The organism is Allobosea sp. 01N443 (genome assembly GCF_056399325.1).
In genome coordinates this window covers 1-13,719 of the sequence record NZ_JBFTRC010000038.1, presented here as the reverse complement: position 1 = coordinate 13,719, position 13,719 = coordinate 1, and the positions used below count along the sequence as shown (strand labels likewise).

At 64.7% G+C, this 13,719-nt stretch carries 11 protein-coding genes and 1 pseudogene; 2 read left to right on the top strand and 10 right to left on the bottom strand.

All coding sequences use genetic code 11. From position 1 onward, the window contains the following. Positions 1-27 precede the first annotated feature (27 nt). The 7 genes from AC1DRP_RS12440 to AC1DRP_RS12410 all read right to left on the bottom strand — a co-directional run bounded on the left by AC1DRP_RS12440 (position 28) and on the right by AC1DRP_RS12410 (position 8,044). On the bottom strand, positions 28-303 hold the full coding sequence (locus AC1DRP_RS12440; RefSeq protein ID WP_441489900.1) for a YARHG domain-containing protein: 276 nt from the start codon (positions 301-303) through the stop codon (positions 28-30). 68 nt (positions 304-371) lie between these two features. Beyond that, entirely contained in the window at positions 372-887 is a 516-nt protein-coding gene (locus tag AC1DRP_RS12435) for an ImmA/IrrE family metallo-endopeptidase (protein WP_441489901.1), read from the bottom strand. A gap of 80 nt (positions 888-967) precedes the next feature. Beyond that, positions 968-1,267: a hypothetical protein gene (locus tag AC1DRP_RS12430; RefSeq protein ID WP_441489902.1), complete on the bottom strand. Its 300-nt coding sequence runs from the start codon at positions 1,265-1,267 to the stop codon at positions 968-970. Between the two features lie 83 nt (positions 1,268-1,350). Further along, positions 1,351-2,562 carry a GGDEF domain-containing protein gene (locus tag AC1DRP_RS12425; RefSeq protein WP_476768609.1) on the bottom strand — a complete coding sequence of 404 codons (1,212 nt, stop codon included), beginning with the start codon at positions 2,560-2,562 and terminating at the stop codon, positions 1,351-1,353. A 154-nt stretch (positions 2,563-2,716) separates the two neighbouring features. Further along, entirely contained in the window at positions 2,717-3,697 is a 981-nt protein-coding gene (locus tag AC1DRP_RS12420; protein ID WP_441505819.1) for a Gfo/Idh/MocA family protein, read from the bottom strand. 89 nt (positions 3,698-3,786) lie between these two features. After that, on the bottom strand, positions 3,787-6,630 hold the full coding sequence (locus AC1DRP_RS12415) for an autotransporter domain-containing protein (RefSeq protein WP_476768608.1): 2,844 nt from the start codon (positions 6,628-6,630) through the stop codon (positions 3,787-3,789). Positions 6,631-7,156: 526 nt separating this feature from the next. After that, positions 7,157-8,044, bottom strand: coding sequence for a LysR family transcriptional regulator (locus AC1DRP_RS12410; RefSeq protein ID WP_441489906.1), 888 nt, complete (start codon positions 8,042-8,044; stop codon positions 7,157-7,159). A gap of 96 nt (positions 8,045-8,140) precedes the next feature. Here AC1DRP_RS12410 and ampC point away from each other — a divergent pair, with 96 nt between their 5' ends. Further along, entirely contained in the window at positions 8,141-9,316 is a 1,176-nt protein-coding gene (ampC, locus tag AC1DRP_RS12405) for a class C beta-lactamase (RefSeq protein WP_441489907.1), read from the top strand. A gap of 132 nt (positions 9,317-9,448) precedes the next feature. Here the strand turns inward: ampC and AC1DRP_RS12400 are convergent, their stop codons facing one another. From AC1DRP_RS12400 to AC1DRP_RS12390, 3 genes are all read right to left on the bottom strand, one after another. Beyond that, positions 9,449-10,864 (bottom strand): FAD-binding oxidoreductase, encoded by a 1,416-nt coding sequence (locus tag AC1DRP_RS12400; protein ID WP_441505817.1) that lies wholly within the window; start codon positions 10,862-10,864, stop codon positions 9,449-9,451. A gap of 176 nt (positions 10,865-11,040) precedes the next feature. After that, positions 11,041-12,417: a M20/M25/M40 family metallo-hydrolase gene (locus AC1DRP_RS12395; protein ID WP_476768607.1), complete on the bottom strand. Its 1,377-nt coding sequence runs from the start codon at positions 12,415-12,417 to the stop codon at positions 11,041-11,043. 177 nt (positions 12,418-12,594) lie between these two features. Next, positions 12,595-13,287, bottom strand: a complete 693-nt coding sequence (locus AC1DRP_RS12390) for a GntR family transcriptional regulator (RefSeq protein WP_476768606.1) — start codon at positions 13,285-13,287, stop codon at positions 12,595-12,597. A 210-nt stretch (positions 13,288-13,497) separates the two neighbouring features. Here AC1DRP_RS12390 and AC1DRP_RS12385 point away from each other — a divergent pair. Beyond that, positions 13,498-13,719, top strand: a pseudogene (locus tag AC1DRP_RS12385) (transporter substrate-binding domain-containing protein); the annotation flags it as partial.

Genomic DNA, 13,719 nt, shown 5'->3' with positions numbered 1-13,719 from the left:
CCTTCCACAACTATCGGCCCCGGCAGATCAGCGCAGGCAGCGCCGCGCGCGTTCTTCACGCTGAATGTCGGCGATCATGCGGCGCTGGGTGTTCGACAGCGGCAGCTCCTCGGCATTGTCGTATTGGCAGCCGGCATTACCAAAGGCCGCGATACCGCGCTGGGTGCGGAAGCAGTAGCCCTGCGCCTTGTAGATCTCGTTGCGGGCATACCAGAGCTCATCGCAGGTTTGCTGCGCGAGAGCCGGCGCAGGCATTCCTGTCAAAGTCAGGAATGCCATGATCATCAATGTCTTGTGCGGCATGGTTCACTTCTTGAATCGAGTCGGCTCGATGCAAGATTGGGCCGCCGGACGAGCCCGGGCAAGCGGGGCTATTTCAACTCGCTCTTGCGCAGCATGGCGGCGCTCATGCTGACTCCGAAATGTTCGCTCATTTCGCCCGCACTCATATGGCGGATCGCTTCGATATTCGGGATCAGCAGGGCGGCGGCATAGCGCCGGGCCTGATACTCCATCGCCCGGACCTTGGCCGAGAGGCGCTCGGCCTGCGAGCCGGCAGGGGCGCGATGCAGGATGCCTTCATGGCCGAGCAGGGCATGTCCGACCTCATGGGCGATGGTCATCAGCGCCCGGCTTTCGCCGCGCAGGGCCGCGAGAAACACGGGTTCCGGGATCCGAAGGCGCTTGGTCTCAGAATCCCATTGCGCCTCGGCGTCGGCGAGTTGGCCGTCCGGTACACGTTCATAGGCAAAATTCGGGTAGCGGGCCTTCAGCCGCGCCATCAGGATCATGAAATCAATGCCCTGTTCGTCGCGGAAGCCGAGTTCGCGGCGATGGCTCAAGGCGCGGGCATCGATCTGGGCATCGGTCAGGAATGCGGGCTTCATGACAGCCTCCCGTGACGGAGCGGGAGCAGCCTAGCGCGCTCTTTGCCAATGCTCAATCCAGGATCATCAGGCTTGCGCAGCTAGCGCGGGGCCATCTCGAGGCAGGTCAGGACCTGGACATAGCTGGGCGGGCCGCCGAGTTGCGCGCTCTCGACGCAGGTGTTGCGGCTCTGCGCTGGATAGGCCGACCAGCGTTGTACCAACGTCGCGCGCGCCTGGTTCTCGTCGTCCTGGCAGGCCTGGGCGGTACGACCGACCCCCATGCTGGAACGGCCGACGTCGCGGCACGTGTTGACGACATCGAAGCGTGGCGGCCCATCGGAAACGGGAACGAAGAGACCGGTTGATAGTGAAAGTGAGAGAAGGGCTGCGCTGATCATGGCGGAACCTCCGCAGGAGTGCCCGCGCGTTCTACGCGTTCAAACCGGGCCTGATCCAGCATAGCGCGTCGCCTGCACAGCCGCTAGCCAAGCGTAAACCGGTCTCTGCCCTTCGCCTTGCTTACGTAAAGCAGACCGTCCGCCCGCCTGTAGATTTGCTCCAGTGTTTCAAGGCCGTCGAAGAGGGCCGCGCCGACGCTGGCGGTCAGGTGAGGGGCAGTGTCCGAGGCGTCATGGGGAATGTCGAGCGAGGAGACCGCGCGGACGAGATTATCAAGCATGGCGCATGCCGTATCAGGCCTGACCCCATAGAGGATCAGGCCAAATTCCTCGCCTCCCAGGCGCCCAACCATGTCCATCGGCCGCCGCAATCTCGCTTCGAGCGCGCGGGCCAGGCTGCGCAGAGCCAGGTCGCCGGCCTGGTGTCCGTAGCGGTCATTGTACTTCTTGAAGTGATCGACATCGAGAATGGCGAAGACGAGACCGGCGCGCTCGCGCCTGGCCTGGCGCAAGGCCGTTGCGGCGTGCTCCTCGAAGAAGCGCCGATTGCCGATACCGGTCAGTGGGTCGGACATGGCGCGGTTGTGCAGCATCCGACGCAGCAGGAAGTGATCGCGCTGGGTGTATTCGCGCAGATAGGCGCCGACCGCGCCGACGAAGACGGCAAAGAACATCAGGATCGAGATCCGGATATGCTCATGGATATGGCCGGGATCGAGCATGACGAACCCGAGCAGAGCATTCAGGACAGCGATCAGCATCGCTGCCGCGACGCTTTGATGGAAGGTCAGGCCGACCGGCAGGAACACCGCCATGATGATGACGAAGCCGGCCAGATCCGCCTGGGCGAGGCCGCGCAGCTTGAAGACATTGGCGCTGACTGCACTCGTCGTTCCAATCAGCACGAGAACGAGGAAGCTCAGCCGGTTATAGGCACGGGGCAGACGCTTGCCGACGAGGACCGAGATCAGGGAAAGCAGGACGGCGAGCGTGATCCAGCGCAGAGCGGCTGCGGCCAGGGCGTCGTAGCGCTGCGCCCGATATTCCGTCAGCGGGTCGATCCGTGCGATGTCGAGCGCGATGAAGACGAGCCAGATTCCGAGCGCGGTGAGCGCGCAGACCAGCGTGCTCATCCGCTGCTCGATGCGCATATAGCGGCGGTATTCGTCTTCCAGCCCCGAGACGAAGCGCAGGCGCTTGAAGCCTCGCGCGCGCTGCCCTGCATAGGAACTGTCGCGCGCAGGCGCCGGGGGCGCGTTTTCCGCGGCGTCTATGACCTGTTCCAAAGCACTCACCGCACAAGCCTGCGAGCGGAGTGCCTAACACTCCGTTGGGGAGAGGGGCACTGCGTCGCAATCGCTGCGGGTGTGCGCGGGGACGGTTTCGGAAGCCTTGCGCCGGTGATGAGAATGCGAGGGAAGGCGCGCGGCCCGCGCCCTAACGCCATTCCTAGCCATGCTCGCTGGCCAGGATGGCCTCGACGATCTCCTGAACGTTCAGGGCCTCAGGCAGCGTCGCGAGATGATGCGGCCCGCCCTGCGTGAGGCGGATGACACCCTGGAGCTGGCGCCTGAGTGCGACGGGGCGTGCATCCGCCTGTGACAATGCGTCGGCAGCGCGTTCCCAGCTGCCATCGGGCAGACGGCGTTCGGCGATCGACCAGTCGCAAAGCCGGACCGCGCCCCTATCACCTTCCAGCATCCAGATATTGTGGTCATCCTTCCCAGTGCTCCCGACACTGCCCTTGAGCGCGACGGGGATGTCCCCGGCCAGCAACCTGGCCTCAATCCGGCGCTCCGATTTGCCCGCCTCCGGGAAGGCCACGCTCGCCGTGAGCCCATGCAGGGGGCCAACCAGCCTGCGGCTCAGGAAGAGGAAATGCGACACGACCTCGCGGGTGAAACCGCCCTGCGGGGTTCTGTCCAGCCAGGCCGCGGCGTCGGCCTGCCAGGGGCGCGGCCAGGTCGCGAAGGCGACTTCGATCGAGACGCGGGACAGAGTGCCGACCGCACCCTGTGCGATCCACTCCATCAATGTCGCTACGGCGAGCGAGGACGCGAAGGGGAAATTGACCGCGCCTCTGTCGCCGGCTTCCGCAACAAAGGCGCGCGCATCGGCGACATCGACCGCCAGCGGTTTCTCGCAAAAGACACTCTTGCCGGCGCTGATGGCGGCGCGCGCGTGGGTGAGGTGGGAGGCTGGAGGCGAGGCAATATAGACGCAGTCGCTGGCGGCGACGACCGCTGCGGCGTCAGTCAGCCGCGGAACCTGCGGGAAGGTTGCGGCCATGCGCTCCATTGCCGAAGGCGCCGGATCCCAGACGCCGCTGACCTTCACCAGTTCCTGGGACTGGTCGAGAATGGCGTGCAGCAGCCGCTCACCCATGATGCCTGCGCCAATGATCCCGATCGAGAGAGTGCCGTTCTGCATCGCCTAAAAATCCCTGCTCTGAGCCGAGGAGCGCGATAGCAGGATTCCGTCAGCGCCACGAGCGCGCGAGCGGCCGTAATCACGCGTCGCTACCATGTGGCGCGCAGCCCGGCGGTGAATACATGGGTGGTGGCGTCGGCATTGAGCCGGACATCATAGTCGGCGAACAGTGTGGCGTAGCGGCCAGCGCGTGCCGACAGGCCCAGGCCGAGGATGGCGCTGTCGCGCGCCACTCTCGCGCCCTGGACCGGGAAGGAGGCCGCAGGCGCCCCAATGAAGGCGGTATCGAGCACCATCGCATCGTCGAGGAACTCGTGCTGCCAGCGGCCACGAAGCTCGACAGCGACGCGGCTGGAGGCGAGATCGAACTCCTTCGCCAGGCGCAGGCCCAGGCTGCCGAGGAGGCTTTCCGCGGATTGCTTGCCGGCCGTCAGGCCAATGCTGCCAGCGCCGGTCTCGCTGAATCCGTCCTGCTGCAGATAGCTGTAACGCAGTGCCGCCAGCGGCTCGAGCTTAGACCAACCGAGATCAAGGGCGTAGCCGGCTTCGAGGGCGCCGGTGAAGCGATCGCCACCGTATTCGGCCCTTGCCTGGCGAGAGAGCCCACCGAAGCTGATGCTGCGCTCAGATTCGAAATCGAGGCGGGCATAACCGAAGGTACCATCAAGGCGCAGCGGGCCGCGTGTGTAGCCGCCATAGAGCGCGCCTTCATAGGCCTTGATGCCGCCCTTGCCGGAGAAGTTGCGGAATTCGGCGTCAGTGCTGGAGTAGCCAGCGCTGAGYCCGACCAGAATTTCCGGAGTGATCTGCCGGTCAAAACCGGCGATCATCCCGCCGCCGCGATACTCGGCCCCGCCGGCATTGGCATTGCCACCAAGCGTCCCGATGATGCCATAACCCCGCGCCCAGACATTGTTCTGGGCCGCTGCCGGTCCGGACGGCAGGCGCCTCAGCAGCGCTGCGGCGGGACTCGCCGCGGCGCTCGATGCATAAGCCATTGCGGCGCCGGTTGCGGTGGGTTCGGCCTGGCCGGAGCGCAGATCGCTGAGCCGTTGCGAGATCATGGCACTGAAGGGGGCAGAGCCGCCGAGGGCGAGAGTACCAAGGCTGGCATGCGCCTCGCCGGAGAGGCCGGCAAGGGCCTGTCGCGCGCCATCCCGCGTGCCGGCGGCCTGCAGCAACCCCGCTACGTCGCGTAGATCCTGATCCGCACCGGCAACGCCGCGTTCGAGCGCGGCGCCGGCGGCGCATTGGTTGGCCGAGGCGCAGACGCCTGGCGTATCGAAGGGCAAGGTGCGGATATCGAGATGCGCCGTGTTCGGCTGGTAACGCAGGCTCGCCTGGATGAAGGGCGCCGAACCATCGCCCGGCGGCCCCTCGATGCCGTCGAAGCGGCCGATGAGGCCCTGTCCGGCGCTGAGCACCGGCATGGTCTGGAAGCGMGRCAAGAGTTGCGCCCGGCCTCCCATGGCGACGAGGCCGGAAAGGCTGGCGGTGCCGGTGACGGCAAGGTGGTTCCGCCCACCGATTGGGCCGACCTGCTGAACCAGAATGCCACCGGCCTGCTGCACGTAATTGCCGCTGATGGTCAGCGTGCCAGCGCCGCGGCTATCGCCGGCCCAGAGGGTGCCGGCATTGGTGACTGAGCCCGTGATCAGGCCGGAACCAGTGAGCGTGCCGGCCGCACCGATACTGGTCGGCGAGGCGATGCTGCCCATGATCGAGAGAAAGCCGCCGTCGACGCGTGTCGCACCGGCATAGGAGCTGTGGCCCGTGAGCATGAGTTCGCCCGCGCCGCGTTTGACGAGACCGCCGGTCCCGACGATGTCGTTTCCGAAGACGGCGAGGCCGCCGGGCTGCTCGACGACGAAATCGCCCCAATCGAAACGGCCAGGTCCGAGCACTGCCTTGCCGACATCGAGCAGGCCGTAGCCGAATATGTCGTCGACGCCGGGAGCGCCGATGTCCCGGGCGGTGCCGAGCAGGGTCTGGCGCACCTGATCGGCGCTGAAGAACGGGAACATCTGCCAGACCAGGGCCGCTGCACCTGAGACATGGGGAGCTGCAAACGACGTGCCGTTGACCTTGGTGTATCCGCCGTTCTTGTCGGCGACGACGATGGGATCGTCTGGAAATTCGCCCCACCAGTCCCCGCCGCCGGGAGCCGTCAGGCACCAGTTCTTGGCCACGCCGCAGCGGTTCGTGTACAACGGCTCGTAGCCTGGTCCGTAGGCCACCACGGCCAGCCAGCCGCGCTCCAGTTCCGGGAAATGATAGGGCAGGCCGGCTTCGATGCTCGGCTGGGTCCGCTCGTCATTCCCTGTACCCCAGACCAACAGGGCGCCAGATGCCACTGCACGACGATAGGCCGGCAGCTCCTGCCATCGAGCAAGCTCGCTCTGCGTCACCGACGTGACAGGATCGAAGCTGCCCCAGCTGTTGTTGATGACGCGCACCCCCCGGGCAACGAGCCCATCGTAGGCTGCAACGAAGCCTGAAGACGGCGCCGGAATTCCATCCTGATCAAAGACGCGCGCGCTGAGGATCGTAGCGCCTGGCGCCACGCCATGCATGCCGATGCCGTCGCGATTGGCAGCGATTACTGAGGCGACGCCCGTGCCGTGCCCTCCGGGGTCGGTCACAAGAGCGGTGTTCGCGATATAGTCGTAGCCACCCCCAAAGCGGCCTGCGAATTCGGAATGCCCGGTGAACACTCCGCTGTCCACAACGCCAACCAGGATGCCCGTGCCGTCGACGCCTCGCGCATAAGCGTTTGCGGCATTGATATAATCGAGTCCCCATTGAGCCTTGTATTCGGGGGGGCTCCACATACTGGGATCGGTAAGGAGGCCGCCCGACTGGGCTGAAGCAGCACTCGCCAGCGCCGTCGTCAGCAACAGGGCAGCGGCGGCTTTCTTAGGCAAGGACGGCACGCAGGCCTCAAAGGCAGGAATCGGGTGGTCCGGTCGATGATCGTCGGTCCAAGGCTTTGCGGCCGTATCTCCTCACCGTCAATACGGCAGATTTCGTATGGTGAAGGTGGGGTCAAGTTGGTTCGGACACTTCGACGACGCCTTCCAGTATGAGGACTTTGCCAAACCCTGGTCTGCGCGTTGCATCGCGGTGACCGAGAATTTCGAGCGCGAGACCGGGCTCAAGGCCTATGAGGCCTGGATGAGAAGCAGGACCGGCATCCCTACTGAGTGCGGGCGCCAGGTTCGCGCTCCACTCCTTTCGCATTGCTTTGGGCCTCGAAGCCAAGGACGAAGGCCCTGCGGTGAGCTCAGGGGCTGGGGTCCGCAATTGGCCATCTCTGCCCGTCCTGCTCGCCTGGCCGATCGCCATTCGCGTATCGCGTTCCAGAGCGATGTGCGATCGCCGAACCTCTGCCGGCACTTCAATGCAGGCGCACTGGACACTTCGGCCGCCGGCCGAATGCTGCTGGCGCATATTGCCGAATTACTCGTTCCGAGAATCCGGTTCCTGGGCCGCAATCCAGTCGGCGAAGGCCAGCATGGCAGCCGTCGGCTTCCGCGATTTGAGCTTGGTCAGCCAATAGCTTCCAAGCGAGATCGAGGCCGGGAACGGTCGCCGGATCGAGCCGTTGCGCAATTGGCGCGAGAACATGAGAGCCGGGGCGAGGGCTACTCCGACCCCTTGTTCGGCGGCCTCCATCATCGCGAGCGACGAGTCGAAGACGATGGCGCCTGCAATGTTGGGCGGCATGTCCGCGCCAGTGGCAGCAAACCAGCGGCTCCACTCGTCCATGCGGTAGCTGCGCAACAGAGTGAGCGTGCCGAGATCCTGCGGCGCATGGAGGGCGGCGGCCAGTTCGGGCGTACAGAGCGGCGTCAGGGGCGCCTCGAACAGCTCCGTAGCATCGAGACCGTGCCAGGCGCCGTTGCCGAACCGAATGGAGAAGTCCAATCCTTCGGCAGCCAGATCGACCCGATTGTTGTTCGTGGAGAGCCTCAGCTCGACGAACGGATGAGCGCGCCTGAAGTCCTCGAGCCGGGGCAGCAGCCAGCCGACCGCGAAGGTGCCCACCGCTCCGACCACGAGCAGTTCGCGGACCTTTCCCGACCCAACCCTGTCGAGCGTCGTGGCCAGGCGATCGAAGGCATCGCTCACGACGGGAAGGAGGGCTTCGCCCTCTGCCGTGATCCTGAGGCCGCGCGGGAGCCTGCGGAACAACTGAACGCCCAATCTCTGCTCGAGAGAGCGAACCTGCTGGCTCACGGCGGCTTGCGTCACCGCGAGTTCGATGCCGGCCCGCGTGAAGCTGAGATGCCTGGCCGATGCTTCGAACGCCCGCAACGCGTTGAGTGGCAGAAAAGGTCGAACCATCGATGCCCAAATTTAACTTATGGCTGATCCGACTTATCATCGTTTGCCGGGAGTTCGAAGGGGTCATAAACGGCGCCCATTCCGAATTGGAAGGAGATGCCCTTGTCCAAACGACTCTATGCCGGTCTGGCAGCCAGCGTTCTCGCCGGCACGCTGGGCAGTCTGTCCAGCGCCCACGGCGCAGGCCCCGATCAGGACGCCCGCGTGCGCCAGGCCGTCGACGAAGCGGTGAAGCCGGTGATCGAGCAGCACGGGATCCCCGGCCTGGCTGTTGCCGTGACGATCGATGGAAAGCGCTACTTCATCGAGTACGGCCTGGCCTCGAAGGAACCCAGGGTTCCTGTTACGCGGGACACGCTCTTCGAGCTGGGGTCGATCAGCAAGACCTTTACGGCGACGCTCGCGACCTATGCCGAGATCGAGGGCAAGTTGTCGCTGAACGACAGTGTCAGCCAACACATGCCCGAGTTGAAGGGCAGTGCCCTGGACGATGTGCGATTGCTGGATCTCGGCACGCATACGGCTGGCGGCTTTCCGCTTCAGGTCCCTGACGACGTCAAGGATCAGAAGCAGCTCATGGCCTATTATCGCGCCTGGAAGCCGCGCTTCACTCCCGGCACATACCGAAATTACGCCAACCCGAGCATTGGTCTTCTCGGCGTCGTCACCGCGAAGGCGATGGGAGCAAGCTTCGAGACGTTGATGGAGCGGCGATTGTTCCCGGATCTCGGGCTGCGCCGGACCTATATCAACGTCCCCGCGGCGGAAATGAAGAGTTACGCGTGGGGCTACAACCGGGAGGACAAGCCGATGCGGGTCTCCCCGGGCCTCCTCGCGACCGAAGCCTATGGGGTCAAATCCAATGCCGTCGACATGATCCGCTTCCTGGAGGTGAACATGGGCATCGGCACCGTGCCGGGGAAGGCGGCCGTCGCTGCGCGGGCGACCCATACCGGGTATTTCCGCGCGAGCGAGCTCATCCAGGATCTGATCTGGGAGCAATACCCCTATCCGGTCGAGCTGGATAAACTCGTCGCCGGCAACTCGGCCAAGATGATCCTGAACGGCGTCCCCGCGGTTGCGATCGAGCCGCCGATGGCGCCGCGGAGCGACGTGATCCTCAACAAGACCGGGTCGACCAATGGCTTTGGCGGCTACGTCGCCTATGTCCCGGCAAAGAAGATCGGGATCGTCATGCTCGCGAACAAGAACTACCCCAATGATGCGCGGGTGAAGGCCGCGCATCAGGTGTTGTCGCGGCTTGCCGAGTAAGTCTGGCTGGTTGCATTCGCCTGACGAAGGACAAACGGAGCAGGCTGCCTTGCAGGGGCCGCGCGTCCTGCTGCTACCGCTCCGATTGTGCCGTGATGCYGCGACGCGCGGACCCGAAATCGAGCGGCCGCGTCAGACCAGCCGCACCGCCTTGCCCGGATTCATCAGGTTCGCAGGGTCGAACTGGCGCTTGACGCCTCGCATCAGCTCCAGGTCGAATGGCGGCTTATAGATTTCGATGAGGTCGCGCTTGAGCTCGCCCAGGCCGTGCTCGGCGCTGATGCTGCCGTCGAAAGCCTCGACGAGATCATAGAGCGCCGTCTCGACCTGCTTATGCAGTGCGTGGCGCTCGGTGGCGTCGGCACCGGCCGGTGCCAACAGATTGAAATGCAGATTGCCGTCGCCGATATGGCCGAAAACGATCGGGCGCAGGCGCGCGTCGATCGCATTCAGCGCCGTCAGGCAGCGATCGACGAAAGCCGGGATGGCGCTKATCGGGGTGGAGACATCATGGCTGAAGCTGGGGCCTGCGCGCTTCTGTGCTTCCGTGATGTTCTCGCGGAGTGCCCAAAGCTGCTCGGCCTGTGCCAGGGAACGGGCGATGACGGCGTCTTCGACGATCTCCTGCTCGAAGCCTTCGGAGAGAACACTCTCCAGGATCGCTTCGAGCGGAATTTCCGGCGTCGCCGCATCGAGTTGCAGCAGCACATAGACGCCGCCGCGTAGTGCCGGTTGGGTGACATGCGGAGCATGGGTTTCGACCAGGGCGCGGCAGTCCTCGGTAAAGCACTCGCAGCCAGAGAGGACGTCGGCAGCGCGCGAGCGGGCTAGCTGGAACAGGCGCAAAGCCGCTGCGAAATCCCGGACGCTGGCCAGGGCGGTCGCGCGCGCCTGCGGTGCAGCGTGCAGTTTCAGCACGGCGGCGGTGACGATGCCGAGAGTTCCTTCCGAACCGATGAAGAGATGCTTCAGGTCGTAACCGGTGTTGTCCTTGCGCAACGCGCGCAGGCCGTTCCACACCCGGCCGTCGGGCAGCACGACCTCCAGCCCGAGCACCTGGTCGCGCATGTTGCCGTAGCGCAAAACCGCCGTTCCGCCGGCATTGGTGGCGATCGTGCCACCGATCTGGCAACTGCCTTCGGCGGCGAGGCTGACGGGAAAGAACAGGCCGGCATCGCGTGCGCGCTGCTGCAAAGTCTGCAGAACTACGCCGGACTCCACGATGGCAACGGCGTTGACGGTGTCGATCTCGCGGATGCGGTTCATGCGGCCAAGCTGGACGACAACCGCTTGGCCGCTGTCATCGGGAATCCCCCCGAAGACGAGGCCGGTATTCCCGCCCTGCGGGACCAGCGGAACGCGGTGGCGCTGGCTCCAAGCTGCGATCTCTGCGACCTGCCGGACGTCGGCTGGCCGGACCACAGCGCGGGCAAGTCCGTGTCGCCGGCCGCGCCAGTCCTCGCAGAACGGCGCGATGGCGTCAGCGTCGGTCAGGACATGGTCGGCTCCAACGATCTGCTCGAGCTCGTTCAGGGGGGGCGTGGACATTGCGTTCTCCTGGAAAGCCGCGAGCGTGAACGTGAGGGTTGAACCGCAGCCCGCATGAAGCAGGCGGCGGTTCAATCATGTCCGCCGAGCCTAGTCGATCTTCGTCTGAGGCCAGCCGTGGTCATCGTGGATTGCGGTGAAGGCCGGGCGGGCTACAGCTCGCCCGGCTCAGGTGTTCAGCGTGCCGGCGACTGACCGAGTTCGTGCAGGAGCGCCGCGCCGGTGCGAAGCCCGCTGTAGAAGCAGTCGAGAGTCAGGTTCTCATTTGGCGCATGGTTCGCTTCGTCGGGGTTCGCGTAAGGGGTGACGAAGGCGGGAATGCCGAGGATCTTGGTGAAGACATAGCCTGGCAGGCTGCCGAACCCCGCGGGGATCAGCAGTGGCTCTTCGCCCTGGGCCTTGACAAAGGCCTGGCGCAACGGCGTCGTAAAGGGCGAGGCGATGGGAGACTTCGAGGGCTGCATCCCCCTGTCCTGAGCGATGAACTCGACCTCTGGGGCATGCTTGGCCACATGGTCCGCGACCTTGCGCAGAATGTCCTCCGGGTCCTGCGCCTCGACCAGGCGGATATCGCATTTCACGAAAGCTTCGTTCGGCAGCACGGTCTTGGTGCCGGGCCCGCCATAGCCGCCGTGGAAGCCGTTGATGGTCAGTGTCGGACGAAAGCAGAGGCGCTCGTAGAAGGGGCGGTCGGCAGGTGCGTCCAGGCGATCAAGCCCCAGGCTCTGCTTCACCGCCTCGGCGGCGCGGGGGAGGCGCTCGATAGCCGCGAGTTCCTCTGGTGTCGGCGGCTCGATATCGTCGTGGAGGCCCGCGATGGTGATCTCGCCCGCAGCATTCTTCATGGTGCCGAGCAGGTGTACGAGCGTCCAGATCGGATTTGGCACCACGCCACCGAAATTGCCGGAATGCACGTCCCGATTGGCGTGACGACAGCGCAGATCGAAGGAGATCACGCCGCGTGAGCCGAACTTGATCGCGGCCGCACCGCTGGCATGGCGCGGACCATCGGCCGTKACGGCGAGATCGGCCCTCAGCTTGTCCTTGTTGGCCCGCACGAAGTCGGCGATGTGCGGGCTCCCGATCTCTTCCTCGCCTTCCAGCAGGAGGATGACATTGCAGGGAAGCGTGCCATGCACCTTAAGATGCGATTCGATCGCCATCATCTGTGCGAAATGCTGGCCCTTGTTGTCGCCGACCCCGCGCGCATAGAGCCGGCCGTCGCGGATCGTCGGCTCGAAGGGCGGCGAGAGCCATTTGTCGAGCGGATCGGGCGGCTGCACGTCATAGTGGCCGTAGAGCAGCACTGTGGGCTTGCCCGGCGCCTTTTCCCAACGCCCGATGACCATGGGGTGCCCTTCGGTGGGCACCAGTTCGGTCTCGAGCCCGATATCGGTCAGCATCTTGACCAGCAGTTCTCCGACTTCAGCGATGCCGATATTCTCGGCACTGATGCTCGGGTGGCGCAGATAATCGATCAGACGATCAAGGAAAGGGGCGCGGTTCGCCTCGATATGATCGAAAACCGCGGCCAAGGTGTCGGAGGAAGCCATAAGTCTTGCACCTGCCAGAATTAGGAGAGCCAAAGTCGCACCCGTTCTGGTTACGATGGCCGCGGCAAACCCGTCCATGCGCGACATGAATGCGCGCCATCTCCGGACGCTGGATGCCGGTCCGTCGCTGCTGTCGCCAACGGCCTTGCGACGGCCGGGCCGATGGCGTCTGCTGGATCAGGTGATCAGTTGATTGTGAAAGGCGAAGTCGAGGCAGCCCTGGATGTGCTGCTCCAGAATAGCCTGAGCCTCCACAGCGTCCCGCCTCAGTGCACAGCCGAGCAGCGCCTTGTGCTCTTCGGCTGCAATCGCGCCGCGGAAGATCACGAAGACCATCTGGTACCGAAGGTAACGGTCATAGACGCCGGAATGGACATTCAGCAGGGCCTTGGAGCCGCAGGCCGAGACCAGGGCCTGGTGAAATTCCCAGTCGTAGCGCTTCCACTGCTCCGCTTGCGTGCGGTCGCCCGCGAGCAGGCTCGCTTCCATCCGCGCCAGCTTGTGATGGGCGGCAACGACGCGGCCTTCCCATTCCATGTCGCCGGACTGGAATGACTGCGCCAGGGYGCTCCTCTCGATGAGCAGCCGAAGCGCCGCGATCTCCTTCAGATCCTCGGCCGAGCACGGCGCAACCTGGAAACCGCGCTGTCCCTCTGCCGTGATCAATCCTTCCGGAGTGAGGCGGCTGAAGATTTCGCGCAGGGTGCCGATCCCGACGCCATACGCTGTCCGCAATTTTTCCAATGGCAGGCGTTGGCCGGGGCGAAGACGCCCGAAGACGATGTCCGTGCGGATGCGCTCATAGGCTTGTTCGCCGGTCGAGATCGGCGCGATGTCGTCGCCTGCAAAATCCGTCACGATGTCCGCCATGCCCTGCGCGCACCTTTTCGAGAGGGCCGTCCTACGACGCGTGCAGCCTCCGCGCCAGAACCAATGAGTGACGGCTGAAATCAATATCATCGGATGATTGTGATATTATCAGTTGATGACGGCTTCGCTAGATGTAATGTGCTCGCAAGGTCGCCCGAGAGGCGCCCAATGGCGGCAGAGCCGTAACGGCCATCCCGGGGAGGAACGAGAATGATCAAGTCGAAATTGAACCGCCGTCAGGCTCTGTTGGCCGGCGCGGTCGGGCTTGCGGCGCCGAGCCTGTTGCTGCGGCCTGCGCTGGCGGTGACGCCGGCGGAGATCAAGGCGAAGGGCAAGCTGGTCGTGGGCATCCAGGGCGACAATCCGCCCTGGGGCTTCGTCACCAGCGCCGGCAAGCAGGATGGGCTGGATGCCGATATCGCGGCGCTCTTC